General features: G+C 48.4%; 24 protein-coding genes, 2 tRNA genes and 3 pseudogenes. 15 read left to right on the top strand and 14 right to left on the bottom strand.

The features are described 5' to 3' along the window. The first annotated feature begins 62 nt into the window (after positions 1–62). On the top strand, positions 63–1,016 hold the full coding sequence (locus BRW63_RS06765; RefSeq protein WP_073070147.1) for an aldo/keto reductase family protein: 954 nt from the start codon (positions 63–65) through the stop codon (positions 1,014–1,016). A gap of 120 nt (positions 1,017–1,136) precedes the next feature. Here the strand turns inward: BRW63_RS06765 and BRW63_RS06760 are convergent, their stop codons facing one another. Together BRW63_RS06760 and BRW63_RS28790 are read right to left on the bottom strand one after the other, a co-directional pair. Next, positions 1,137–1,508 carry a hypothetical protein gene (locus tag BRW63_RS06760; protein ID WP_073070146.1) on the bottom strand — a complete coding sequence of 124 codons (372 nt, stop codon included), beginning with the start codon at positions 1,506–1,508 and terminating at the stop codon, positions 1,137–1,139. Between the two features lie 239 nt (positions 1,509–1,747). Continuing rightward, positions 1,748–1,918 (bottom strand): hypothetical protein, encoded by a 171-nt coding sequence (locus BRW63_RS28790; protein ID WP_223257311.1) that lies wholly within the window; start codon positions 1,916–1,918, stop codon positions 1,748–1,750. Between the two features lie 240 nt (positions 1,919–2,158). Here BRW63_RS28790 and BRW63_RS06755 point away from each other — a divergent pair, with 240 nt between their 5' ends. Beyond that, the gene (locus BRW63_RS06755) at positions 2,159–2,392 is read left to right on the top strand and encodes a hypothetical protein (RefSeq protein ID WP_073070145.1); all 234 of its coding nucleotides are present in this window, start codon (positions 2,159–2,161) and stop codon (positions 2,390–2,392) included. Between the two features lie 783 nt (positions 2,393–3,175). On the opposite strand, the gene BRW63_RS06750 is transcribed toward BRW63_RS06755, so the two are convergent. Continuing rightward, positions 3,176–5,344: a glutamine synthetase III family protein gene (locus tag BRW63_RS06750; protein WP_073070144.1), complete on the bottom strand. Its 2,169-nt coding sequence runs from the start codon at positions 5,342–5,344 to the stop codon at positions 3,176–3,178. Positions 5,345–5,365: 21 nt separating this feature from the next. Then, positions 5,366–6,295, bottom strand: coding sequence for a polyphosphate kinase 2 (ppk2, locus tag BRW63_RS06745; RefSeq protein ID WP_073070143.1), 930 nt, complete (start codon positions 6,293–6,295; stop codon positions 5,366–5,368). A gap of 635 nt (positions 6,296–6,930) precedes the next feature. Here ppk2 and BRW63_RS06740 point away from each other — a divergent pair. From BRW63_RS06740 to BRW63_RS06715, 7 genes and pseudogenes are all read left to right on the top strand, one after another. Beyond that, the gene (locus tag BRW63_RS06740) at positions 6,931–8,496 is read left to right on the top strand and encodes an APC family permease (RefSeq protein WP_073070142.1); all 1,566 of its coding nucleotides are present in this window, start codon (positions 6,931–6,933) and stop codon (positions 8,494–8,496) included. Positions 8,497–8,675: 179 nt separating this feature from the next. After that, a complete protein-coding gene (locus tag BRW63_RS06735; protein WP_073070141.1) occupies positions 8,676–9,074 on the top strand; it encodes a P-II family nitrogen regulator in 399 nt (132 codons plus the stop codon). Beyond that, positions 9,074–9,397 carry a YnfA family protein gene (locus tag BRW63_RS06730; RefSeq protein WP_073070140.1) on the top strand — a complete coding sequence of 108 codons (324 nt, stop codon included), beginning with the start codon at positions 9,074–9,076 and terminating at the stop codon, positions 9,395–9,397. The genes BRW63_RS06735 and BRW63_RS06730 overlap by 1 nt, the downstream gene beginning before the upstream one ends. A gap of 237 nt (positions 9,398–9,634) precedes the next feature. Beyond that, positions 9,635–10,156 carry a hypothetical protein gene (locus tag BRW63_RS06725; RefSeq protein ID WP_073070139.1) on the top strand — a complete coding sequence of 174 codons (522 nt, stop codon included), beginning with the start codon at positions 9,635–9,637 and terminating at the stop codon, positions 10,154–10,156. A gap of 113 nt (positions 10,157–10,269) precedes the next feature. Further along, positions 10,270–10,644: a recombinase family protein gene (locus BRW63_RS06720; RefSeq protein WP_073070138.1), complete on the top strand. Its 375-nt coding sequence runs from the start codon at positions 10,270–10,272 to the stop codon at positions 10,642–10,644. A 141-nt stretch (positions 10,645–10,785) separates the two neighbouring features. Then, positions 10,786–10,968 (top strand): annotated as a pseudogene (locus BRW63_RS29895) (hypothetical protein); the annotation flags it as partial. A 9-nt stretch (positions 10,969–10,977) separates the two neighbouring features. Beyond that, positions 10,978–11,928: a CBS domain-containing protein gene (locus BRW63_RS06715; RefSeq protein ID WP_397428386.1), complete on the top strand. Its 951-nt coding sequence runs from the start codon at positions 10,978–10,980 to the stop codon at positions 11,926–11,928. Between the two features lie 178 nt (positions 11,929–12,106). On the opposite strand, the gene BRW63_RS06710 is transcribed toward BRW63_RS06715, so the two are convergent. The 6 genes and pseudogenes from BRW63_RS06710 to BRW63_RS06685 all read right to left on the bottom strand — a co-directional run bounded on the left by BRW63_RS06710 (position 12,107) and on the right by BRW63_RS06685 (position 15,886). After that, positions 12,107–12,295 (bottom strand): response regulator, encoded by a 189-nt coding sequence (locus tag BRW63_RS06710; protein ID WP_073070136.1) that lies wholly within the window; start codon positions 12,293–12,295, stop codon positions 12,107–12,109. Positions 12,296–12,330: 35 nt separating this feature from the next. Further along, positions 12,331–14,064 carry an ATP-binding protein gene (locus BRW63_RS06705; RefSeq protein WP_073070135.1) on the bottom strand — a complete coding sequence of 578 codons (1,734 nt, stop codon included), beginning with the start codon at positions 14,062–14,064 and terminating at the stop codon, positions 12,331–12,333. A 187-nt stretch (positions 14,065–14,251) separates the two neighbouring features. Next, positions 14,252–14,531: pseudogene (locus tag BRW63_RS06700) on the bottom strand (ATP-binding cassette domain-containing protein); the annotation flags it as partial. A 126-nt stretch (positions 14,532–14,657) separates the two neighbouring features. Further along, positions 14,658–14,909, bottom strand: a pseudogene (locus tag BRW63_RS06695) (ABC transporter permease); the annotation flags it as partial. 21 nt (positions 14,910–14,930) lie between these two features. Continuing rightward, positions 14,931–15,200, bottom strand: coding sequence for a peptidase (locus tag BRW63_RS06690; RefSeq protein ID WP_073070134.1), 270 nt, complete (start codon positions 15,198–15,200; stop codon positions 14,931–14,933). A gap of 92 nt (positions 15,201–15,292) precedes the next feature. Then, entirely contained in the window at positions 15,293–15,886 is a 594-nt protein-coding gene (locus BRW63_RS06685) for a hypothetical protein (RefSeq protein WP_073070133.1), read from the bottom strand. Positions 15,887–16,294: 408 nt separating this feature from the next. Here BRW63_RS06685 and BRW63_RS06680 point away from each other — a divergent pair, with 408 nt between their 5' ends. Further along, positions 16,295–16,897, top strand: coding sequence for a response regulator transcription factor (locus BRW63_RS06680; protein WP_244913176.1), 603 nt, complete (start codon positions 16,295–16,297; stop codon positions 16,895–16,897). Between the two features lie 233 nt (positions 16,898–17,130). On the opposite strand, the gene BRW63_RS06675 is transcribed toward BRW63_RS06680, so the two are convergent. From BRW63_RS06675 to murA, 3 genes are all read right to left on the bottom strand, one after another. Next, a tRNA-Leu gene (locus BRW63_RS06675) sits at positions 17,131–17,212 on the bottom strand. After that, on the bottom strand, positions 17,191–18,063 hold the full coding sequence (locus tag BRW63_RS06670) for a M48 family metallopeptidase (RefSeq protein WP_073070132.1): 873 nt from the start codon (positions 18,061–18,063) through the stop codon (positions 17,191–17,193). Before BRW63_RS06670 ends, BRW63_RS06675 begins: the two co-directional genes overlap by 22 nt. A gap of 264 nt (positions 18,064–18,327) precedes the next feature. Beyond that, positions 18,328–19,731, bottom strand: coding sequence for a UDP-N-acetylglucosamine 1-carboxyvinyltransferase (murA, locus tag BRW63_RS06665; protein ID WP_073070131.1), 1,404 nt, complete (start codon positions 19,729–19,731; stop codon positions 18,328–18,330). A 174-nt stretch (positions 19,732–19,905) separates the two neighbouring features. On the opposite strand from murA, the gene BRW63_RS06660 reads away from it, so the two are divergent. Together BRW63_RS06660 and BRW63_RS06655 are read left to right on the top strand one after the other, a co-directional pair. After that, positions 19,906–19,989: transfer RNA gene (locus BRW63_RS06660), tRNA-Leu, on the top strand. Positions 19,990–20,221: 232 nt separating this feature from the next. Continuing rightward, positions 20,222–20,995, top strand: coding sequence for a TrmH family RNA methyltransferase (locus tag BRW63_RS06655; RefSeq protein WP_073070130.1), 774 nt, complete (start codon positions 20,222–20,224; stop codon positions 20,993–20,995). Here BRW63_RS06655 and BRW63_RS06650 read toward each other — a convergent pair. Continuing rightward, the gene (locus BRW63_RS06650) at positions 20,937–21,338 is read right to left on the bottom strand and encodes a hypothetical protein (RefSeq protein WP_143162017.1); all 402 of its coding nucleotides are present in this window, start codon (positions 21,336–21,338) and stop codon (positions 20,937–20,939) included. The two genes, BRW63_RS06655 and BRW63_RS06650, sit on opposite strands and share 59 nt — an antisense overlap. A gap of 340 nt (positions 21,339–21,678) precedes the next feature. Here BRW63_RS06650 and BRW63_RS06645 point away from each other — a divergent pair, with 340 nt between their 5' ends. The 3 genes from BRW63_RS06645 (at position 21,679) to BRW63_RS06635 (ending at position 25,596) form a co-directional block, all read left to right on the top strand. Further along, positions 21,679–22,533 carry a metal-dependent hydrolase gene (locus BRW63_RS06645; RefSeq protein ID WP_223257310.1) on the top strand — a complete coding sequence of 285 codons (855 nt, stop codon included), beginning with the start codon at positions 21,679–21,681 and terminating at the stop codon, positions 22,531–22,533. Between the two features lie 170 nt (positions 22,534–22,703). Then, positions 22,704–23,462 carry a glycosyltransferase family 2 protein gene (locus tag BRW63_RS06640; RefSeq protein ID WP_073070128.1) on the top strand — a complete coding sequence of 253 codons (759 nt, stop codon included), beginning with the start codon at positions 22,704–22,706 and terminating at the stop codon, positions 23,460–23,462. Continuing rightward, complete coding sequence (locus BRW63_RS06635; protein ID WP_073070127.1) at positions 23,455–25,596, top strand: COG1470 family protein; 2,142 nt, start codon at positions 23,455–23,457, stop codon at positions 25,594–25,596. Before BRW63_RS06640 ends, BRW63_RS06635 begins: the two co-directional genes overlap by 8 nt.

Raw genomic sequence — 25,596 nt, 5'->3', positions numbered from 1 at the left:
ACAGCCATTTCATCTCATTCAGCAATGCCCAAATCCAAACTGGCATCACTGGGAGAAATCAAATGGAATATCGGCACCTGGGAAAACAGGGCATTCGCGTTTCGGAAGTTTGTTTAGGGTCGTGGCTCACTTATGGCGCGGCAAAAGATGCAGCGATCGCTCGTGAATGCATTGAGAAAGCCCATGATTTAGGCGTTAATTTCTTCGACACTGCTAACGTTTATGCGCGAGGAGCCGCCGAAAAAGTTGTTGGCAGTGTGTTAGGACAATATCCGCGTGAGTCGTATGTTTTAGCGACGAAGGTTTACTTTCCGATGGGGGAGGGAGCCAACGATCGCGGACTTTCGCGCAAGCACATTATCGAACAGTGCAATGCCAGTCTAAAGCGCCTGAATGTGGAATACATCGATTTATATCAGGCGCATCGCTACGATCCGAGTGTGCCATTATCTGAGACGTTGATGGCGTTTGATCATCTCGTGCAGCAGGGCAAAATTCTCTATTACGGCGTGTCCGAGTGGAGCGCGGGACAACTTGCTCACGCGGCAGATCTGACACGATTGGCGGGGCTGGCTGCGATCGCGTCCAATCAACCTCAATACAACATGCTCAAACGAGACATTGAATCGGAAATTATGCCTCTTTGTCATCGTGAAGGCATTGGCATTATCAACTTTTCGCCCCTGGCTCAAGGCATTCTCACGGGCAAATATAAACCTGGCGAAGCGCTTCCTGAAGGATCTCGTGCCAGCGATCCGAACCAAAACACGTTCATGAATAAAGGACAGTTGGATCAAGATTTGCTCGTGAGAGTTCAAAAATTAGTGCCTTTGGCAGAGCAAGAAGGCTTAACAATGAGTCAGTTAGCGCTGGCTTGGTGTTTGCGAAATGAAGCGTTGAGTAGTGTGATTATTGGAGCAACCAAAGCCTCTCAGGTGGAAGATAACGTTAAGGCATCGGGTCGGAAGTTGTCGCCAGAAACCTTGAGTGCGATCGAGTCTCTTTTTGTTCAATGAACTAGCCCTGCCAGGGAGAAGGGAGCAAGATTCAAAGTCCCTCTCCTTGGGGAGAGGGATTTAGGGTGAGGGCAATTTAAGTCTGTCTACTTAATTGACGGCTTCCTAACGCTCAACTTCCTAGAGTTGAATGGTGGTTTTGTTGTGCAATTCCTCCACTTGAATTAGAGAACCATTCCCGATCGCGATGTTGAACTTCACTAAAGAACGTTCAACTTGATATCCCGGCAACACTCGAACGGTTTGATATTCAGTCATCAAATCACTCGTGCCATCCCATTTGAACAATGCCAGTTGATTAGACGCAATCTCACTCAGTTGTGAAACAAACTCTTCAATGCTGTCCCTCACATTCACGAGAATGCCAGACGAAAGGAAGATGTAACGCTCTTGCAAATCCAAAGTCACACTGACTCGATACCGTTTTTCGGTTGAGCAACGCAACTCAACGGTGAACGAAATCGAGCTAGGAATCACAGTCCTAACTCCCATATTATTTTGTCCTCTTGGTTAATTCAAAGAGGACAAGAACCCTGATTGATCAGACATTCTATAGGGATGAAAAAGATATGCAGGATCTTGATTCCAGCCTTTCAAGATCCCATAGCAAAGCTGACGGTGTACAATCATGAACGCCTCCTGAGTTACTAACGATAACTAGGGATGGAAGTCCTCGGAGTCTGATTTGCGAGATCAGGCTTCGGGGCACAACTTCATCACTGCGATGTATTCTACAGGAGTTTTTTGTTTTTTGGGATGTTAAATTTTTGAGGAGGAGCGGTTACTCCTTTGGGGAACTGTGAAGCGTTGCCTTCGGCTTTTGCAAAGCTAATCGTTCTTCGGGCATCTAAAGGACTGCGAACACAGCGTTCTCCCCGATTCAACACATGGGTATAAATCATCGTTTTCACATCCTTAGTCAGCGTATTGTAAAAATTCCGCCTAGTGTTAGAAAGTTTCCGCTGATCCACTTGGATTCAGAATAATATCTGAAGACCATCTGCCTATTTGCCTGATTTCGGCTGATCTGCGGAAACTTTCTCTTTAAAAAGAAGTGCAGAAAGTAAGGGAATAAAGAATAAAGCTCTTACTTTCGCAGGTGGGACAACTTGATTTATCTATATTTTTGAGAGGATACAGTAGTGGCAAAGACAATCACCATCGAATTTGCTGAGGAGAGCTATTTGAAACAGAGTACAGAACCTGTGGACAAGCAGGGGACGGACAATGTTATTAAGCAGGGGAAAGGTTCTAGGTACGTGTTGGATGCGTTTGGTAATGTAGATACTACAGGACACCGAGAGGTAAAAATTCCTGTCGCGCCAGGTGGAAAGACTACGTGGTTCGTTTTTGCCAAGCATGTGCGTGAGGTATAGACAAAATAAGATTGTGTTCTTCTTGCCTGATATAGCAGGGTAGTTTCATACAGAAGAAAGCCTCAGAGTCCTTCATTTTCCATCGAGCGGTCAGCATTAGCCTGTATAGGTTGAATGGAAGATTGAGGCTTTATTTCTCTTTTGTATAAGACTACCCCGTGCTTCCAAGCTAGGTGAGTTCGTGGTCGCGAGATCTATGTTGGCAACGAATTCACCCTGGCTTAGGAGAAGGTGTAGTGCAAATCCACGTATGTCATGTTTAATTGATCGTCAGTTCGACAAGCGATCGTAGTTGAAGCGTCGTGTGATGCACGGTCTAACAACGCGATGGAGCGGTAAACAGAGTCCTTTCGCTTCGTTTAGATTAGTCGTAAGCCGCTCATCTTACTCCGTTAGGCAGAAAGTCTGCGATCGTCATCACCAGCGACAAGACAAGCACTAAGATATTACGCCACCCAGCAGACCGAGAAAAAAGTGTGAGCGGAAAGACGTGAGGTTCAGATCACAGATTCAAAACATCGCTTCTCTTATTGTCGGCCTTAATGGGAAGATGCTCAACTTAACTGTACGATTTGCGCGGTTAGAGAACCGCATGAAGGTGAAGTAATAAATAGAAGACCCTCCTCGCCATGCGAATCTACCGCATTCATAAATCAAATTGGTATGACAAACAGGACGATCGGGATGAGGGAAACGCGATCGTGTTCGCAAAAAAAAGAGGACGTGAGAAGTCTATGATTTCCCACGTCCATACTATTGATCTAAAGAGAAGGGTATACGCCCCTACTTAACAAACAGCATTTCCTGATAGGTGGGCAAGGGCCACAAGTCGTCAGCCACTTCACCTTCTAGGGCATCGGCAGACTCACGCACCTTGTCCATTAGAGGGCGGATGATTTGGGCACCATACTGCAAATGTTCTTCTGTGGTCGAAAAGTCATGCTTGCCCAAGGCTGCACTCAACTTGCTGACGCTTTCCATCATTGATTGAACCAGCGTTGCGACTTTTTCAGCCGTGTCTTTTTCTAGGCTAATGCCAATTCCGGTCAGCTTGGCGATCGTATCTGCAAGATCAGCCAGATACCGAACCGCAGCCGGGTAAATGATGGTTTTCGCCATGCTGATCACCAGCTTTGCTTCGACCTCGATCGTTTGAACATATTGCTCTGCGTAAACGTCGAAGCGGCTTTCAAGCTCAACAGGCGTAAGGACTCCCACTCGCTCAAACAAGTCTTCGATCGACTTTTCTTTGAGTACAGGCAGCGCATCAGCCGTCGTGCGGAAGTTGGGTAAACCGCGCTCTTCCGCAATTTTGTGCCACTCTTCAGAGTAGCCATCGCCCCCAAACACGACCGCACTGTGCTTTTCCATCACTTCTTTGAGGACTGCAAACACCGCAGCACTCAGTTCTGTTCCGGTTGCTAGTTCAGCTTCTAGTTTGTCGCCAACCCAGGTCAGCGAATCGGTCAGAATCGTGTTCATCGCGACGAGTGGACCTGCAACTGACTGATTGGAGCCAACGGCGCGAAACTCAAAGCGGTTTCCGGTGAACGCGAAAGGAGAAGTGCGGTTACGATCGCCCGGATCTTTAACAAAAATAGGCAGTGTTGCTACACCAAGATCCATCATGCCGCCGTGGGACGAATCTTTGACATCTCCCTTGGCAATTTGGTCAAACACTTCTTCGAGTTGCGATCCTAAATAGACCGAGATGATGGCAGGCGGTGCTTCATTTGCGCCTAATCGGTGATCATTACTCGCAGTTGCAACCACTGCCCGCAATAATGAACCATAGGTATGAACGCCCCGAATCACCGCACCGCAGAACAGCAAAAACTGGAGATTTTTGTGCGGCGTATCACCCGGATCGAGCAAGTTACCTTGCGTCGGATTGCCCACCGACCAGTTGACGTGTTTCCCGGAACCGTTCACGCCTGCAAAGGGTTTTTCGTGCAGCAAGCACACAAACCCGTGTTTCTTGGCTGTGATTTTCAGAATGGTCATCAGCAGTTGTTGGTGATCGCTGGCAACATTCGCTGCTTCAAAAAATGGCGCGATCTCAAACTGTCCTGGAGCCACTTCATTGTGTCGCGTTTTGGCCGGAATTCCTAGCCGATACAGTCTCTCTTCCACGTCTTGCATGAAGACCTGCACCCGCTCAGGAATCGCGCCAAAATAGTGATCATCAAATTGTTGACCTTTGGCAGGCGATTTGCCAAACAACGTGCGACCCGTCAAGAGTAAATCAGGGCGATTGTGGGCAAAGTGAGAATCGACCAGAAAGTATTCCTGCTCGGCTCCACAGCTTGAATTAACGGTTGCGATGTCGGTATAGCCCAGCAGCTTCAGAACGCGAGTTGCTGCCTTGCTCATAGCGGAATTGGAGCGCAACAGTGGCGTTTTCTTGTCTAGTGCTTCGCCTGTCCAGGAGACAAAAACGGTGGGAATGCACAACGTTACGCCGTTGTCGGTTTCCATCACGTAAGCCGGACTGGTTACATCCCACGCAGTATATCCACGAGCTGCACTCGTCATACGCAGACCACCATTCGGAAAGGAGGAACCATCGGGTTCACCCTGCACCAAAACTTTTCCGGTAAATTCTGAAATCACCGATCCATCGCTTTGGACTGAGATAAAGCTGTCGTGCTTTTCGGCAGTGGCATTGGTGAGCGGATAGAAAACGTGAGCATAGTACAATGCGCCTTTAGAAATTGCCCAGTCTTTCATAGCGGCGGCAACACTACCCGCCATCGCAACATCGAGTTTCCCGCCCGTTTTGAGCGTGTTTTGCACCGATTTAAACACGTCTTTGGGAAGACACGCCTGCATTTTGCTCAATGTAAACACATCGGTTGCCCAAATCGCTTCTAGACGAGTCGGGACTTTGGAAGGCAGAGGAACACGATCGGTAACTTGAGCAATCGCTTTAACGCGTAATTCATGACTCATAGTGATTGTCCTGGGGATAGTTTAGTAGGTGTGCGGCACAAAAAACTGTTCATTCCGAGGCGGACGAACATAGTCATCAGGTGCAGTGCGGCGAGGTGGCAACTCCATCGCTTCTGGGGTCATATCAGTGTAGGGCACCTTGCTGAGAATGTGGCTCAAACAGTTGAGGCGGGCACGTTTTTTGTCGTTGGCTTCGACAGTGAACCAGGACGCTTCTGGAATGTTGGTGTGGGCAAACATATTGTCTTTTGCCTTGGAATATTCCACCCAACGATCGCGCGATTCTAAATCCATTGGGCTGAGTTTCCAACGGCGAGCGGGATCGATCGTGCGCGACTGAAATCGCCGCTCTTGTTCTTCATCGCTGACCGAAAACCAATACTTCAACAGCATCACGCCCGATCGTACGAGCATTCGCTCAAACTCTGGACAAGAGTGCATAAACTCGGAGTATTGAGCTTCGGTGCAAAAGCCCATGACGTGTTCAACACCTGCTCGGTTATACCAGCTTCGATCGAACAACACAATCTCGCCTGCTCCAGGCAAGTGTTCGACGTAGCGCTGAAAATACCACTGAGTTTTTTCGCGATCGGAGGGCGTTCCTAGAGCCACAACTCTACAACCGCGAGGGTTGAGCGGTTCGGCAATCCGCTTGATGGTACCACCCTTTCCGGCCGCGTCGCGTCCTTCAAACAAAATTACTAAGCGATAGCCTGTGTGTCTGATCCAGTACTGCATCTTCACAAGTTCTGTTTGTAGTCGTGCAAGTTCTTTCTCATACTCGCTTTTGTCAAGCTTCTTTTGTTCAAGAGGTTCACTTTCACTGTGATTCGGTTGAAATTCGAGATGGACTTTATGCTTTTTGTGTTTTTTGGGCTTTTCGTGCTTCTTTTCCTCGAATAATTGTTTTTTTTCCTGTAACCCAAGTGAGCCATTAAACTCTTGTTCCATTGCGCTGACCTCCTGGTGAACTAGTGGGAAAGACCTTACTTTGCGTCACTCTTTCAAATCAATAGAGAGCGCTTTCCAGAAGCGACTTGATACTTCGATTCATAACAGGTGCAGCGTTGCCATATCTCCTATCATGTCTCCCATGCGTTTGAGAAGCCCGAACATAGAACCGACAGATGTAACAAGATGCTCGGTTCAAATCCCCAAACAACAGCATTTGGACAGTGCTAAAGGTCTTTGTATTTAGTACATAGTAGAAACAGGAATCTAAGATTTTTGTATCGAAAAATACTAAGCTCAAGAAATATCAAAATTTTTGCATAAATTAACGTGAATTCGACGACTTCGTTACCAGTCTATCGCGCCCTCTAAGTCCCCCAAAATGGGGAATTTAGGGGGTAGAAGCCGCTGTTGACGAAGCGAAAAAATTCGTCGAACTGACGTTAACTTAATAGTTTGAAAACTAACAAAAGTCTAATCCTGAGTTAGAATTTAATGCTTTTATCCCTGGATTTACTGATGTTGTAAAGTCATTGAGCAGAACATTGAGCAATTTTTGTACCTTTTAATACCGATTTATAGAGGATTCGCTCTTAAAGATAGTCTAGCGAGTTAGACGGATGTAACAGCAGACTATGACAAACTCAAGCGGTGAACTAAAGCCTACCTTAGGATTGGTAGGAATTACAATTAACGCAATGGCGCTGATTGCACCAGGCGCTTTCTTGTGGACGACCTACCAGCTTCAAGCGCTGCCCAACTCTGCCAAAAATATGTGGGCAGCGATCGCGCTTGCAACTTGCATTGCACTGTTAACAGCAAGCTGTTATGCGACGCTTTCCAAGGCTTACCCAAATGCGGGTGCAGGCAGTTCTTATTACTACGCTGAGGCGGCAATTTTAGCGAAAGAAAACCACAAACATTTTCGCCTAGCGCGGCTGGCAAAGTTTGTGACAGGATGGGCTGCCCACCTCTATTACTGGGTTTATCCCGGCATCATGGTGAGCTTTATGGGAACGTTGATCGTTTACATTGGGCAACTGTTTAACCCTGATTTTGCCTCAGATTGGTTTAGTAAAACTTTGATTTGTTTTGTCTTTGCTGGAATTATTGGCGGGATTGCTTTAATCGGTGTGACAGGTTCTACATTGATTAACATCATCATTAACGTGGTGCAAATTGCCTCGCTGACGTTTTTAGGATTGTTAATGATTATTTATCGCCTGGGTCATCCTAACGTCAATTATGAACATGCGAATGCGATTAGCGTTGTCGTTCCACATGATTTAACTGGGTTGGTTTATCAAGCCACGATCGCAATTCTTCTACTCGTTGGGTTTGAATCTGCCACCGCGATGGCAGGAGAAGCTATAAATCCGCAGCGAGATATTCCTAGAAGTGTGATTTTATCGTTGTTTATCCAGGCTTGCATCTGTTACTTTTTCGAGTATTTTGCCGCTAATTTTTTTATTGGCGATCAATATACTGCAACGGTTGACGGTAAAACGGTGACTGGGTTTGCAGCCGCATTATCATCGGGTGCGCCGATCGGAGATATGGCGAAAATTCTGGGCGATGCTTTACTGTTTGGCAACGGATTTCTCTTGCAGATCATCATGGCGAGTACGGTTGTGATGGCATTGATTGGGACAGGTTTGTCATCGCTTTCAACTGGAGTCCGAATCAGTTATGCAATGGGAGCCGATCGAGAGCTGCCCGCCGTTTTTGGATTTCTACATGGTCGCTACAACACGCCTTCTCTAGGAATCTATTTTCTGACGGGATTATCCGCATTGATCGGTGCGTATGCTGTGCAGAGTGTGGATAACGTGACGATCGTCACTCTAGTCTCAAACATTGGCACGTTCATGCTTTACGGAATTACCTGCGGTGTGACGCTGATCGCAACGTTAGAACATCTGCTTGATGGTGAAAACAATCCTCTCCAAACGATCGTGATTCCATCGCTGGGTTTAGTGATGAATCTGGCGATGGTCTGCGGCATTTTCTACTATGGTTTAACCGGAACGGGAAATGCCCAAATCAACTCAATTACGGCGATCGGAATTGCGATCGCGTTTTTTGTTGCAGGCTTTGCTTACTTAATTGGTGATAGCTTACTCAAAGGCAAACCGCTGTTCCTACCATCAGATCTGAGTCACCCGCTGCGCGATAACGTCGGCTCCTCAAAATCTCGCTAAGTAAACAGACTCAATCAAATGTAAGATGCTGCAAACTGCCCTCACCCTAAATCCCTTTCCTTGGGGAGAGGGACTTTGAATCTTGCTCCCTTCTCCCTAGGAGAAGGGTTGGGGATGAGGATCTTTAGTTCCAGCTACTTACTTAACAGCGCTAAAGTCAATCACTAGGATCGCAATTTATGAACTTAATTCTTGCTATCATTCAGCCTGCTAAGTTAGATGCTGTCAAAGAAGCCTTAGTCAAGCTGGGTATTCAGGGAATGACAGTCACAGGGGCAAAGGGCTTTGGGCGGCAAAAAGGGCGACCGCTGGCCTTTCTCGGACTGCTCGACATGGAAGGCAAACCGTTCACGATCGATTTTGTTCCCAAAGTTAGAATTGAAATTGTGGTAAACGATGACATCACGGATGCTGTGGTCGATACCATTGTTTCAACCGCCAAAACAGGTACGATCGGCGATGGTAAACTGTTTGTGATTCCGGTGAGCCGAGCCATTCGCATTCGCACCAGTGAAGAAAACGAAGCGGCTTTAACGATCGAAGAGCCTGCAACGGTGAGCGATTCTCGCAAAAAATAATGGTTCAATCTTTACTGCTGTTCGTGTTGGCTGGGCTGTGTGAAATTGGCGGCGGCTATTTATTTTGGCTGTGGCTACGTGAAGGGAAAAGCGTTTGGCTTGCCGTTTTTGGCGTGATCATTCTCGCAATTTATGGTGTGCTTCCCACGCTGCAACCTGTTAGCTTTGGACGGGCCTACGCTGCTTACGGTGGTGTTTTCATTGTCCTATCGATTCTGTGGGGTTGGCTGATCGATAAAGTTCGACCTGACAAATACGATTGGCTCGGCGGATGGATCGCGCTGCTCGGCGTTTTGGTAATCATGTACGCGCCCCGACGGTGAACAATTTAGGGATAGGTAGGGGCAATCTCCCTGTGGTTGCCCTCCGTCCGGGGTAGGCAGGGGGGCGCTACCCCTACAGCTATTTCATCCCCTCAGTGCGATCGCTAGATCAAAATTCGGCGATCGTTTTTCTTGTCACAACACGCTGACAATATGTTGACTGCTGCTCGTTTTTTCTAAAGAAGAAGATAAACTGTAGTTAAAGATACAGAAATTTTTATTCCATAGGAAAAAGAAATGCTTAAGGAAGTGTTGCAGCAGCGACGAGTGATCGGAACATTCTCTAAGATTGAAGCAGCCGGACAAGCGCTCGATCGACTAGTTCTCTCTGGTTTCCCGATCGCGCAAGCCTTCTTAGTCGGTCAAAACTACAATACCTCTCAAGATACTGCCTTGTTAAAACTTCCTGCCTCTAACGTTGGAACAATTACGGGAACAGCGACGGGGTTAAAGAAAGGACTCGTTTTAGGAAATCTCGTCGGCGGTGCGTCTGGGCTGTTACTCGGAGCCGGACTGCTTGCCCTTCCCGGTGTCGGTCAAGTCGTGCTGTCTTCTGCGATCGCGTTCACGCTGTTGAGTGGCGGAATCTGCACGGCTGCGGGTGGCTTAATCGGTGCATTAATTGGCTTAGGGATGACCGCCGAGCAAGCTAAAAAATATAGTCGGCTGGTCGCGAACGGCAATGTTCTACTAATGGTTGAAGGAACTGTAGAGGAGATCGATCGCGCCCAACAGTTACTTAAAAAATCCGTCGTTTAGAACATTCTGTTTTAGGGAAGATGTTATAGACTGCAAAAACTGTTATCTCAGTTAAATGAGCGATTTTCATAGATTGCTCTAAGAGTCAATTTCAGTAAACCCGATTACCGACGATGGCTGCCGAGAACTTTCAAGACCGCGAGATCTGGGAACGGCTAGAGCAAGGACGCAGAGCAAAAGCAGCTCAGGGTGGATATATCGGCTATGGTTCTCCTGCGTTTGGACAGCGATCGATCGATGGAGAACTGATTGAAAACCCCAATGAACAGCAGGTGATCGAACTGATTCGCCGACATCACAAATCTGGCAAATCTCTCCAGCAGGTTGCAGACTGGCTGAATCAGAATGGTTACACCACCAAGCGCGGTCAGCAGTGGCAGCGCATTTCAGTCAAACGAGTCTTGGATCGCTTATATGGACGCACCCCCAGAATTTCAGGCTTAGAACCGCAAATCGAGGAATCTGGCAAAGCCCTCCGCCAGGGGTAGGCACGGGGGCGCTACCCCTACAGTCAACGAAAAATTTACAGCAACAAATTTTGTGGGCCTGAAAATTTCGTGACCAATGGTGCAGAAATTACACAGCCAAGTCTCATAATTTTGAAAAGTGGTTTGTCTTAATTTCTTATTATGGTTACGTCTTTTGACCGATCGTTAGGGGCACCTCCGCTCGATGAGGCAATCGATCGTAGCCCCCTGATTGTGATGCCGAATACGCGGGTGAGTGAAGTTGCTACCCTGATGCACAAAACCGCCGAACTTGCTCAACAATCAAACTCGCGAGATCCGCTCTGTGGGGCACGATCGAGTTGCGTACTGGTAATGCAAGATCAGAAATTACTTGGAATCTTCACCGAGCGCGATTTAGTGCAATTAACTGCTTTGGGCGTTTCGCTCCAGTCCACTCAGATTTCTGATGTGATGCACCATCCCGTGTTGAGCATGACTGAAGAATCGCTCCATAACGTTTTTGCAGCATTGTTCCTGTTTCGTCGTCATCGCATTCGACATCTGGCGATCGTGAACGAGCCACATCAACTCGTTGGGGTGATCTCCCTCGATAGCATTCGCCACATTTTGCGCCCCACCAACTTGCTAAAAATCCGGCGAGTGGCTGAGGTGATGTCTCATCAAGTCATTGCTGCATCACCCACCACATCCGTTCTGCAATTGACAGAACTCATGGCAACTCATTGCATTAGCTGTGTGGTCATCGTCGAAGCATCTAGCGAAGATTCAGTCCAGCATCCGGTTGGCATTGTGACCGAACGCGATATCGTTCACTTTCAGGCGTTGGGCTTAGATATGAATACAACTCAAGCGCAGACGGTGATGAGTACACCGCTCTTTGTCCTCAATCGCGAAGATTCTCTCTGGACAGCACACCAAGAAATGGAACAGCGACAAGTGCGGCGGCTTGTGGTGTCTTGGAACTGGGGGAAAAATTTGGGGATCATCACGCAAACCAGCCTTCTGCGCGTTTTTGATCCGATCGAAATGCACGACGTGATTGAAACTTTACAGCGCACCCTTCAGCGATTAGGGCTAGACCCCAACAAAGTATTGGCAGCGATCGACGACGACACCCATTTACCTGCCCCATTGTGTCTACTCAATGATGGCGAAACACCCAACATTCACGATTTTTTAGAAGCGTTGCAAACCCAGATTCAGTTTCTTATCAATGCTCCTGACCTGCCTTTAGAAACTCGTCAAACTACTCTGCTAACGGCACTGTCAGCCCTTCAACAGTTTCAGCACTCACTACGATGATTCTTTGTTAGGACTTACGCAAACCTCGGAGGTTTTAACCAAGAATCAAGCATCGTGACCGACAGAGTGGCTTAAACCTCCGAGGTTTTGGTCAAAATGCGTAAGTTTGTCTACCAGCAATGTTATCTCCTCAACGATCGCTTTTTGGTCGAATGGTCTAGTAGATTGCCAAAGGAAATCAGCTTGAGTGACCGTTCTTGTACAACTGGCCTAACTCCGAGACGGCTGCAATTCCAACAGTCGGATCGAGTGGTTTAGCTAGATGCTTTTGAAACCCGACCAAGGCTGCTCTTTGTTCATCGGCTTCGCCTGGATAAGCGGTCAGCGATTGAAAGACATCACTCGACAAATAGCAAAACTGCGTCATGGCATCAATAAACACTCGCTGGGGTCGAATCTGCTCTACTTTCGCCCATATACCCGGATAACAGTCGCAACAATGTCGGCTGGCTCAACTGGCTTAGACAAATGGGTCTGGAAACCCGCTGCGATCGCCTGTTGCTGATCCACTTCTCCCGCATAAGCCGTGAGCGCAATTGCCGGAATTTGCCCATTAATAGGTAACTGACGCACCTGCCGCATGAGCGCATAACCATCCATTTCTGGCATGCCGATGTCACTTAAGAGAATGTCGAGATGGATGGATTGAAGCGTTTGCAGCGCCGCGATCGCAGAGTCAACCGCAATCACTTCGGCTCCTGCTTGTTCTACCACAAACGCCACAAACTCGCGTGAATCAGGTTCGTCATCCACTACTAACACCCGCAGATTTGCCAGGGGACGATCGTCTGATGCAGTCAAAGCTATGTCGGCAACTGCTTCGACAGCATTTGGGGTGTGCAAGACGGGCAGTTCAACCGTGAAGGTAGCCCCCTGGTTCTCACCTGGGCTTTCGACCCCAATTCTGCCGCCGTGCAATTCCACAATTTGACGGGAGATCGCCAACCCCAGCCCCAAGCCGCCAAATTTACGGGTGGTTGTTCCATCTTGCTGTCGAAAGTGGTCAAACACATAGGGCAAAAAATCAGCCAGAATTCCTTTGCCTGTATCTTTGATCTGAATTTGCACCTGGGTGTCTGCCTGGGTCAGACTTACCTCGATTTGCCCTCCGGTGGGCGTGAACTTAATCGCGTTTGATAGCAGATTCCACACTACCTGCTGCAAGCGGACGGCATCTCCCGTCACAATGTTGGCACTGGCAGGAATCGTTGTCTGAATCTGCAACGCTTTGGCTTCGGCTGCTAACCGAAGCGTTTCCATTGCTGCTGCAATCACTGCATTCAGGTCAACAGAGGTGACGCTGATACTCAACTTGCCGCTCAAAATTCGCGACACATCTAGTAAGTCATCAATCAGTTGTACCTGTAGTTTGGCGTTACGCTCGATCGTCTCTAGGGCTTCTCGACTTTTTGCGCGATCGAGCTTGCCGCTCTGAAGCAGCTTCGACCATCCGATAATCGGGTTGAGAGGGGTACGGAGTTCGTGGGACAAAACCGCTAGAAACTCATCCTTGATCCGATTAGCTTGTTCGGCTTCAGCACGGGCAGATTGTTCTCGTGCCAGTAGCCGCTTCCGTTCCGCTTCTACCCGCTTGCGTTCGGCGATTTCCTGTTGCAGCGTTTGGTTTGCTTGCGTTAGTTCGTGCGTGCGTTCTGCAACCAAAGACTCAAGCTGGGTTTGATAGCGCTTCAGTTCTTCCTCAATGCGGAGCCGCTTTGTCACCTGAGACTGAAGGTCCAGGTTGGCGTGTTCAAGTTGGGCTGGGCTGGGCAGAGCCAAAACCTTTGGCATTAGGGGGAATAGCTGGGTGGCAGTGACGACTGAAACTAGGGCTGTGAACGCTTTGACCAGTCCTGATAACCAGTAAGTCGGATACCAGAGCGTCCAGATCTCTAGCACGTGGGTGGTGCCACAGGCGACAATGAAGGCAGCAAACAAGAGAAAGACCCACTCGAAGGGCAGATCCTGCCGCTTCCGCACCAGGTAGAACAGGGTGATCGGAATCGAGTAGTAAGCCAGGGCGATGAGTGCGTCGGAGAGGACGTGCAGGCTCACCAGGTTGGTTTGCCATAGGTAGCAGTGTCCGTGAGGCACAAACGAATTCAGACTAAAAAGTTGGCTCCAAAAGTCAGTCATCGGTCTGCACTCCCAGGGCTGAGGAAAACGCTGAGGCGCGATCGCGATTCTGAATCGTCATGACTTTCTCCACCAACTATGCTGCCGATCCTATCAAGCAGTTGGCTAAAGCGGCAACAGAGGGTGTTTGAAAAGCATAAAAAATCCCTCTGCTTCAATGCTGTTCCGCCCTGCACGGAAGTACGGGCTAATCGAGGAAAGTCCAAATAATACGTTTTGTTTGTGCCGCAATGTCAGGTTTGTGAGTGACGAGCACGATCGTAATCCCTTGCTACTCGCTGCTGCTGTCCGCCAGATAATTGATTGGGGCGATTGTGCAAGCGATCGCTTAAGCCCACTCGCACTAATGCCTGAGTTACTCGTTCTCGACGAACCGATTTTGAAACATTGGCATAGACCATCGGCAACATCACATTTTCGAGGGCAGTTGCACGAGGAAGCAAATTAAATTGTTGAAACACAAATCCGAAAATCGTCAAAACGCCAATCACATTTGAGAAAGTGCTGATCAAATCAGCCTGGTTTGTGACCCGAAAATCATCATTGTTGGGGTTAGAAATATTGTGCCGCAGCCGCAATAGATTAGTAACCTGAAACTGAGCAGCAACGAGTGCGTCTTGATTCTCTCTTTTGACCAGAATGGAATTGACCGAAACGCCTTTAAGAGCATTGTTACCCACAATTCGAGACGACATCGTAGTCGATGGGATATAAATCGTATCATCGCGATCCATGGACCCATGACTACCTTTCGATTCCATAACGCCGATGACGCGGTAAATCTCTCCCTGAAGGCGAATTTTCTCATTCAACCCGGTGCCATTGCTAAACAGTTTGCGTTGCACGGTGGTTCCTAAATGGAGATTTTAAGAGGGATAGTGACGCTGCCGAAAAAGACGGGTCATATAAATTCCTGTGGACAATAAACCGAGTAATCCAATCCCGTTGATAATGGGAAAAATATTCTCAAGTCCAACAATTTCTAACGTATGAATCTGAATTAGCAACTCTGCTAGTTGAGGCTGGTTGAGTGATTTAGCGATCGGAAAACTGATGCCAGTGATCAGGGTCGTGAGCAAGGGAAGCGCAAAGACGATCGCGAGCCAGCGATGATATTGACGAAAGATGCGATTCATAATCCTTCAGAAATTAATTGCTTGAGAGAGCGGAAGAGAGAGATGAAATAATTCGTTCATCCCTCATCTCCACTTAACTTAGCCCACTTAACCTATTGCTGAGGAGGACGCGCACCATCAGGACGATTGCCATCTCGCGATCGATGGGGCGGCATTCCCAACGCGCTCACAAGTTGCTGCTCAGTCACGCCGAGTTTTGCCGCTGCTGCTTTAAAGTCGGGTCGAGGCGAGCGCTGTCCCGGAGCCGGGGGCGTTGCTGGAACTCCTAACGCTGCCTTCAAATTAGCTTCTGACACGCCCAACTTTTGAGCGGCGGTGGCAAAATTTGCACCAGGCGGACGAGAGGGAACGCCCAACGCGCTCACCAATTGCTGCTCAGAAATGCCAAGCTTGGCTGCTGCCGCTTTAAAGTCGGGTCGGGTTGGGCGTTGCCCCAGTGTGCCAGGAGTTGGAGGCGTTGCCGGAACGCCCAAGGCTGCTTTCAAATTGGCTTCTGAAATGCCCAATTTTTGAGCGGCGGCGGCGAAATCTGGACCTCGATGTCTCTTGCCCTGCTCACCAGGCTGCGATGAATTTTGAGCAAGTCGGTTTGAAGATTGAGCGGTTGCAGTCAAAGCCGCAGATCCAAATGAGCCAATTAGAACAGGCAGTGCCATTAAGGTCAGCAGTCGTCGGGTCGTGATCATGAGCAGTCTCCTTTGATTGAGTAGCGGTCTATGGTTCTATTAAGCGCACCCCAAAATGACGGTTTGCCCATTCTCTAAATTACAGTTTTGTAATCTAATACTAATTTCATCAATAAACCTCCTGCACGAATCCGAGAACGCCCCCTAAATCCCCCAATTCTGGGGGACTTTGAACTCCAGTTCCCCCAGAATTGGGGGTTAGGGGGCGAGTTCTAAGGGGGGTTTACGTCGAGAATTTTATTCATGCAGGAGGTCTAATGAGTCCGACAAATCCTCGTAGGGGCACGGCACTGCTATGCCCTCAGCGATCGTTCATCCGTAGCAAGTATTTCCCAAATTGATATAAAGGCACTGCACTGGCAAGTGACAAGCGACAATAAAAACAATGCTTGACCGCACAAAATCTGTATGCACATTTTATTTGTCGAAGATGAAGCCAAAATTGCTAACTTCGTTCGTGCTGGCTTAAAGGAACAGGGGTTTGTCGTAGATTATTGCGACAACGGCGATCGTGGTTATGTCTGTGCGACCGAAAACGAGTATGACGTGATTGTGCTAGACATCATGGTGCCGGGAAAAGATGGGCTATCTATTCTCAAAAGTCTGCGCCGCAAAGGGCAAAATGTGCCAGTGATTTTGCTAACCGCCCGCAATGAACTCGACGATCGCTTAGAAGGTCTAAACCTGGGTGCCGATGATTATTTAGCCAAACCGTTTTTTGTCGAAGAACTGGTTGCCCGCATCCATGCTGTCATGCGTCGCAGCACGGGCGATCGTCAAAATCTAGTGTCGGTCGGGCCGATTAAGCTCGATCGCATCACACGAGAAGTCACCTGTGATCAACACATGATCGAACTGACCACTCGCGAATTTAATTTGTTGGAATATCTGATGCGATCGCCCGGACGCGTCTTCACGCGAACGCAAATCTTGGAACATATTTGGGGCTACGATTTCAACACCAATACCAATGTGGTAGATGTGTGTGCAGCGCATTCGCAAAAAGATTGACTCGATCGGAGGCGCAGGCTGGATCGAAAGCATCCGAGGCGTGGGCTATCGATTTCGCAAATCAGAGTCTTAGAAGAACTGCATGAATAGGGTCTGGTAAGGCTTTAAGGAAGTACTTTCTAGCATGTCTACCAGTCTTCTACCAGTTCCATCAATGAAAGTTAATTCTCTCGCACTTCTTACAGCATTATAGACAACCCTAAAAACGCTGAAACCAATACGTGTTATTAAAATGGGCGGAGGGAGAATCGAACTCCCATACCTTTCGGTGCCACATTTTGAGTGTGGTGCGTCTACCAATTTCGCCATCCGCCCTTGGGTTGCGTTTCGCTATTATAGCCTACGGCTTGCTTTTTTAACAACGACTGATAACTTTGACTGCTTGCCCAGCGATCGATCTCCCTCGCCCTCAAAACCGGAACCGGATGCGTTAACTGAGCGGTCTGCATCTGTTTTAGCAGTTGCCCCACGTCGGTGTTACCCACTTCATCATAGGCGCGTGCCTGAGCAATGAAGGCATCTAGATTGAGTTGACTCGCTAGAGAGGGCGACCCGCCTGTGAGCTTCATCATCACAGACATAATGGTTTTGGGATCTTGGGTCGCGAGTAAGGCAGCCCGATCGCATGTAAATTCTGCACAGCGAACCCACTCTAAAATCTGAGCCTGTAAACTTTGGGCGATCGCGCCGCCCAGAGGAAGCTGTCCGGCAGCTAAAACCATGATGTTTGCAAGAGTTAGATAAACGCCGTGATCGCATTTAAGGTGCCCTAGCTCATGGGCGATCACCGCCTGAATCTCTTCTGGGGTGAGTAACTCAATCAGCGAGGTGTGCATCACGATAAACGGCTGTTTGCCCCGCATCGCGAAGGTGTAAGCGTTAGGCACAGGATTTTGACGCACGTAGAGTTGTGGCGGCTCAAGATCTAGCACTCGACAGGCTTCTAGCAACAAATTATGAATTTGAGGAAGCTGTTGTTCGCCAACGAGAATGCTCGAAGCGATGTTTTCTAAATAAAAAAACTGTTCCGCCACAGGGCCCAGCAGATTGCGGATCAGCAGATCTAATCCAGGTAGCTGTTTTAGCGAGTTGGTGGCTGCCAAATCCAAGGGGTGACGGAACTGATCAGCCTTTAAGCCAATAAGGAGCGACTTTGAGAAAGACATGCAGGTAGTCGAAAGGGACTCTCAAAGCCAGTATAGCGTTGAGCATGAAGCAACGAAGGTAGAAAAGACGTTGATCCGTTCTCGGTTCTTCTCAGAATTGGGGTTCATACCAAATTCGATGTGTGAATGTAACAAATCGGCGTGGGTGGGGTAGGGGCACGACCTGTCGTGCCCTCTCGCGATCGTTACAATCTGCCCAATCCGCCGCAGTTGTTTTTGAAATGGCTATCACATCTCATGGAGATTGCAATTGAGTCCACAATTCTAAGCTGGCGAACTCAATGAGCCTGACTCGATCGGCGGTGTCGCAGGTTCCAGATCAGAGGGTTCTTGGACGCGCTGGAGTTTAGCGCCGAGCTTTTTCAGCTTTAATTCCAGGTGTTCGTAGCCACGATCGAGGTGATGCAATCCCTGAATCGTCGTTTTGCCTTCTGCTGCCAAAGCTGCCACAACCAGTGCCGCCGAAGCCCTCAAGTCAGTTGCAACCACAGGCGCACCCGACAGCATCGCGACCCCGCGAATGATCGCGTGATTGCCCTTAACGCGAATATCTGCACCCATGCGATTCAGTTCGGGCACATGACCCAGGCGGTTTTCAAACACCGTCTCGCTGATTACACTATCGCCTTGAGCCAGGGTCAACAATGACATAAACGGCGCTTGCATATCCGTAGGAAAGCCGGGATAGGGAAGCGTTTCGATGTCTGTCGATCGATAGCTCTGACTCGGCAAGATTCTCATTTGCTTAGGGCTATCCATCACGACTCGAATTCCAATATCTCGCATCTTGGCGAGAACCGCAGTCAAATGGTCAGGAATAATTGGCGATAGAGTGATCTCCGATCGGGTCATTGCTCCCGCCAGCAAAAAGGTGCCTGCCTCAATGCGATCGGGAATGATGCTGTAATCGACCGAGTGCAGACTAGAAACGCCAGAAATCACGATCGTGTTCGTGCCTGCGCCGCGAATCTTCGCCCCCATTGCTCGACAGAAATTAGCTAAATCTGCAACTTCGGGTTCTTGAGCCGCGTTCTCGATCGTCGTCTCACCGTCGGCTAGGGTGGCTGCCATCATCAGCGTTTCAGTCGCGCCGACGCTAGGGTAGTCGAGGTAAATTTTGGCACCCTGGAGTCGCTTGTTGGCACCCGTCAGATAAGCATGAACGATGCCGTGGTCAATCTGCACATGGGCACCCATCGCTCGCAAACCGCGGACATGCAAATCGACAGGGCGGGCCCCGATCGAGCAACCTCCAGGCAAGGGCACCCGTGCTACGCCCATTCTGGCTAACAGGGGACCGATGATGAAAAAGCTGGCCCGAAGTTGGCTGACCAATTCATAGGGCGCTTTTGTATGGCTGATATGAGACGCATCGATATCTAGAACATCTGCGTTTTGAGTGAGCTTGACCCCCAACGCCGCTAAGATTTCGCCCATCCGGGTGACATCGGCTAATAGGGGAACATTGCGAATCCGGCAATCTTGTGAACAGAGTAGCGCTCCGACGATGATCACTAGCGCCGAATTTTTTGCGCCACTGATGTTGACATGTCCACTCAGAGGGGTTTTTCCCCAGATTTGAAGCACTGAACTGGTTTCTTCGGGTGAAGACTGAGAGTTGGGCAGGCTGAGAGCGGAAGTAATGGGCTTGTCCTCCTGGTTTAACATTAAATTTGGTTTCGATTCTACCGGAAAGATCGCAGATGTCCAGACTTTGGATTGACAGCCCACAAAAGTCAACCGTGTAACTGTGATCTCGATCGCTCAACCCCGACCAAAAAGTTGTTGACAGGTAGACCAATCTACTGCAAGATTGGAGGTCGTGACGCTTAAATGTCTCATGCGGGACTGGCGGAATTGGTAGACGCGCTAGATTCAGGTTCTAGTGTTCGCAAGGACTTCCGGGTTCAAGTCCCGGGTTCCGCATTGTTGGGGGAGATATTTTTCTCAGGGGTTCGTGAGAAATCAAGATTCTTGTGAAGCTAATCATCTCCCCGACTACTGTAAATTTACTTATGGATAACTAAAGTTTTGTAACGAAACTTCAATCATTCCAGGTCAGCTATTTTACAGTTTCGTAAAAATTTTCTTCAATCGGTCTTGCCATTTCATCTGATCGGTGAAGATCGCTTGCCCTATTCTCAGTTTTTCTAACGCAATGTTGACGAGCCTGCAAAACCCTTTGATCAAGCAATTGCGTAAGCTGCATCGTGCCAAAGAACGGCGAGAACAGCAGCTTTTTCTATTAGAAGGGACGCATTTGCTGGAAGAAGCCTGTGCGGCTGAGGCTACGTTAGAAACAGTTTGCCACACTGAAGCGTGGCGATCGCAGCACCCAACGCTATGGCAAAACCTCACAGACATTGCCCAGCGAATTGAGTTAGTGAGTCCAGACGTGCTTAGGGCGATCGCCACCACTGTTGAACCTGACGGCGTTGTGGCGACCGCAGGGCGCATTCACGCTCAACCTCTGCATTTCACCCAGTTGGGCTTGATGTTAGAAACAATTCAAGACCCTGGTAATTTAGGAACGATTATCCGTACGGCAGCAGCGGCAGGCGCAGAAGGCTTGCTGCTCAGTGATGACAGTGTTGATTTAGATAACCCTAAAGTGCTGCGATCGTCAGCAGGTCAGTGGTTTCGGTTGCCAATGGCGGTGAGTGCTGATCTAACGGCAGAGGTTCTCAAGTGCAAAGCTGCGGGGATGCAAGTCATCTCTACCGCTCCCACCGCACCTCAGACTTATTGGGAAGTTGATTTTTGTCAGCCGACTCTGATCTTGCTGGGAAACGAAGGCGCAGGGCTGTCTCAGGCATTAAATGATCTCGCCGATCGACAGGTGACAATTCCATTAAGTCGACGTGTAGAGTCGCTCAACGTGGCAATTTCTGCTGCATTGATCCTATATGAGGTGAAACGGCAAAGAGGTTAAGAGAACTGCTGATGCTTGGTTTCTGGTTCTTAACGTCTAACTCAGAAAAATCTCGACTTAAAACCTCACTGCTGACCCGCGTCCGATCGAGCCAGTGCCCCCGATCAGATTCTAAACTCGCCAGAGCGTCAGACTGTTTGAGTTGCTGATAAAACTGCGAGTCTAAAACCGAGGCAAACTGTGAGTTTCGCCGTTGAGGACGAATCGCCTGGGACTCTGAAAGCAAAGACTGATCAGACGGGGGTTGAGTCGAGGCAACTTCGATCGCAACCAGTGCCCCCATCGAAGCGACCCAACTGCCCAAGGCGACGATCGTCAACCACTTTTCAAACTTTCTGTTCATCCCTAGACTCCACAAACTGCTCAGGCAGTGGTCTTTTTCGAGGTGTTCATCTCCCCCAGGGGCGTTAGGGTTTGCAGGCACCGCCAGAGTTCTAAAAAAGTCAGATCTGGTAAAACTGCTTCTTTAAGACTGGCGAACCTACAAATAATGCTGACTCAACTGTATAGCCTTTTTAAGAGGTCAGCAAGGGTATCCGTGTTGCAATGTCAATGGTAAATTGACGCAATCAACTACGAAATTTTGCTGAAGTCAGATTTCGCTTTAAAGATGATGTGGCTTGTCACTATTTTGCTTAAGATTAATCTTCACAAAGAGATGCTGATGCTAAGGATTTGACGAAATGACGATTTTGAAGTGGATGAGATCTGCAAAGGTTGGCGGTGTTTTAGCGGCACTGATTTTGGCGGTGGTTGTTATTGGCTGCAACGTTTTTAGCAGCACTGCTCAACCTGCCCTCAACACTCAACTTTTATGGTATGGACAATCTGCCTTCAAGCTAACTACCCCTTCGGGTAAGGTTTTGCTGATTGATCCCTGGCTCACTAACCCAGTCAACCCGACTGGAAAAGCAGATTTGGCAAAGCTCGATCGCGCTGATCTAATCCTAATCACTCACGGACATTTTGATCACGTTGGAGACGCGACGGCGATCGCTCAAAAAACAAAAGCTAAACTCGTAAGCACGGCTGATTTAGGTCAAGCCCTAGTAGCTTACGGCAGCTATCCAAAAGATCTCGTAGGGCTAGAGACTCAAGGAAACTTTGGGGGAGAACTGACGCTGCTGAATGGTGATGTCAAAGTGGCGTTTATTCCAGCCGTTCATAGCTCTGCGGTGGCATCTGATGGCAGCCCTGCTCAATATGCCGGAAACCCTGGTGGATTTTTAATCAGCGTCAAAAATGGGCCTGTGATCTACCACACGGGCGACACTGATTTATTTCAAGACATGACGCTGATCCCCCGGTTTGGCAAAGTCAGCTTGATGCTTGCCTGCATTGGAGATCACTTTACGATGGGCCCCACACGGGCAGCAGAGGCGGTTAAATTGGTCAATCCTGTCACGGTGATTCCTATGCACTTTGGCACGTTTCCAGCCTTAACAGGGACTCCTGAAGCGTTTGCTCAAGCGCTCAGGCAGCAAGGGGTGAAGAGCCAACTACGAGTGATGAAGGTGGGAGAAGCGATCAAACTATGACAAACGAATAACAGAAAAAGCAAGATTGTCCGATTTTGATAACTAAACAGACAGACTTCACAACCCTTAGATGGCATGGGTGGAGTTGATTAATTAGATGCGATAGCTTTTGCGACTCAATCCAGTTTATTCTGCTGTTTGCAGGTTTCTAAAGCGATCGGACTTCCCCTATGAAACTATCAGTGGTCATTCCCTGTTTCAATGAAATTTCCACCATTAGTCAAGTTGTTAAATCCGTAAAAGCTTCTCCAGTCAAAGATCTGGGTGTTGAGATTGAAGTAATCATCGTCGATGACTGTTCGATCTACGGCACGATAGATTTACTCAAACAAGTGGTTGAATCCCAGGTAGATCAGGTTATCTACCACCCTAGAAATCGGGGTAAAGGGGCGGCTTTGAGAACAGGGTTTGCTGCTGCGACTGGAGACGTTGTGATCGTCCAAGATGCTGATTTGGAGTACGATCCGCGAGAATTTTCCGTGATGATTCGACCGATTTTAGAAGGCAAAGCAGACGTTGTGTTTGGCTCACGGTTTATGGGCAGTCAGCCCCATCGCGTCGTCTACTATTGGCACATGATTGGCAATCAATTTTTAACCACGCTCTCCAATATGCTGACTAATATCAATCTCACCGATATGGAATCTTGCTATAAAGCATTCCGGCGAGACGTGATTCAGTCAATCAGAATTGAAGAGAATCGATTTGGGTTTGAGCCAGAAATCACTGCCAAAGTCGCAGGAATGGGTTGCCGGATCTACGAAGTCGGCATCTCCTATTACGGACGCACCTACAAAGAGGGTAAAAAAATTACCTGGAAAGACGGAGTGAGAGCAGTTTTCTGCATTCTCAAATACAACCTCTTTCGCTCTAAAAAGGTCTCTTCTGCCTCTGGTCAGTCTTACGAAAGGTTTACGCCCGATGTTTAACCCAACCCGATCGAAGCACAACGCCTCAAGGCTTTTGGAGAAGTGGGTAAAGTTTTGCTCTCGCACTGGGTGGTTCTATCTGCTTCTCTGCTTGCTGGGATTGATCATGATGTTTTATCCCACTCTGTTTAGCGGCTTTTCTAAAATGCCAGGAGATCCAGGAGATCCTTGGTTGAATCAGTACTTTCTAGAGCATTCCTTCCAGCTTGTCTTTAACAGAAATTACACTGCCTCCCCGTGGTCTCCTGCCTTTTTCTATCCTTTTCCCAATGTCCTAGCCTTTTCAGACAACTTGTGGGGAGCAGCACCTATCTATTGGTTGCTCAGAGCTTTTGCCTCGACTGATACCGCATTCCAACTGTGGATGATGCTGGTTTCTGCGCTGAACTTCTTTGGCTTCGCTTTTGTGCTACACCGTCAACACATTAGACGGGAACTCGCAGGACTGGGCGCGTTCCTGTTCGCGTTTGGAATGCCTAGAATCTCTCAGATTTCCCACTCGCAGTTGTTTCCCCAATTCTTTACTCCATTGGCATTGCTGTGTCTTTGGGAGTTTAGCCGCCAGCCTACTCGCCGACGATTAGCACTTTCGCTGCTGCTGATCTATTTGCAGGTTCTTTCTGGGATCTATCTAGGCTGGTTTCTGTTGCTGAGTTTGCTAGTTGCCATCCCTTTACTTTGGTTTATGGAACGCCCTGGTTACAGCGAAGGGACTGGAAGCTTTGGGGTTCGATTTGCCGCTTTTTGCCGAACTCACTGGGCATCTGTTCTGCTCATGTTTACAGGATGGGGACTCGGTATGGTACTTACGCTCATGCCTTATCTGCAAGTTAAAGCGTTGATTGGGGAACGCACTTACGCAGAGGTGAGTCAAATACTTCCTCGTCTGGTTTCCTGGTTTCTTCCGTCTCCTCAGTCACCTTGGGGAATGGTTTGGTATGATTCGGTCTCTGCTAAACTGCCGCTTTTTTGGGAACATTCGCTGTTTCTAGGTTTTACGGTGATTGGTCTATTAGGTCTGGGTCTGTATGCTGGGATAGCACAGAAAATTCCACCTCAGCGTTTTTTGCTCGTCAAGCTTTGTCTAGGGGTGTCGGCTCTGCTGTTCGCAATCTCGCTACGATTCCCGAACGGCTTTTCCCTTTGGCAATTTGTGTATAGCCTGGTTCCAGGAGCGACTGCGATTCGGGCGGTGTCACGAATCTGGACGATAATAGATTGCTATTTACTCATTGCAATTTGCTTAAGTGCTGATGCGTTTTTCAACTCGATTCTAAATCGACGAACAGCTTTGGGAGGACAAAGGAGGATGACATCACTTCCATCTATCTTCCTCGGTTTGTGCCTGATAGAGCAGATAACTTTTAATATTCCTGCCTACGATAAAACACCCTACTTAAAGCTAGAAGCTGAGGCGGCCCAATTGATGCAGGGCTGTGAAGTTGCGTATACGCAAACTCTTCCAGCCCAGGTTGTGGATCAACTGACCGCAATGTGGGCCGGGCTAAAGGCAAATGTGCCCGTTGTGAATGGTTATTCAGGAAATTTACCGCCTAACTATTACAGCTCTGACAAGCCGATGAGTTTTCCTCAAGTGGCGAACTGGCTGATGCAGTCTCAAAAGGGAGGGATTGAAAAACCTCAGCGGCTTTGCCTGATTTCTCGTCTTTCAAAAACTGAGGGTGGCTCGAAACTAACTTTCTCACATGAACCTCAGTTTCGAGTCACTCACTATCAGCTTCCGATTTCTCCCATTCCTGCGGTGGATATTCAATATCTGCCGAGTACTCTTCCAAAATTTCTGAAAACAGGCGACTCTTTTCAACTCCCTGTGATTCTTAAGAACACGAGCAACTTCACCTGGTCATCTTGGGGGCGTTACCCAACCCATTTTTCCTACCGATGGTTTGACCTATCAGGGCGGTTACCTAGAGAGCCTCTCAGAACTTTGCTGCCTTCAGATGTAAATCCTGGCGAATCGACCGCGATCGTGGCAACCATTCAAGCTCCCCTTTTGCCCGGAGAGTATCGTTTGGTGCCGACAATGGTTCTGGAACAAGGGTTCTGGTTTTCTGATCGAATGCCTAATCCACTCTCAATCCCGTTAAAAGTGACTCTTTCTGATAGTCTTTAG

This window comes from Phormidesmis priestleyi ULC007 (genome assembly GCF_001895925.1).
Taxonomy (GTDB): Bacteria; Cyanobacteriota; Cyanobacteriia; order Leptolyngbyales; family Leptolyngbyaceae; genus Phormidesmis_A; species Phormidesmis_A priestleyi_A.
The sequence above is the reverse complement of the archived record's forward strand: the minus strand, read 5'-3'. Positions and strand labels throughout refer to the sequence as shown.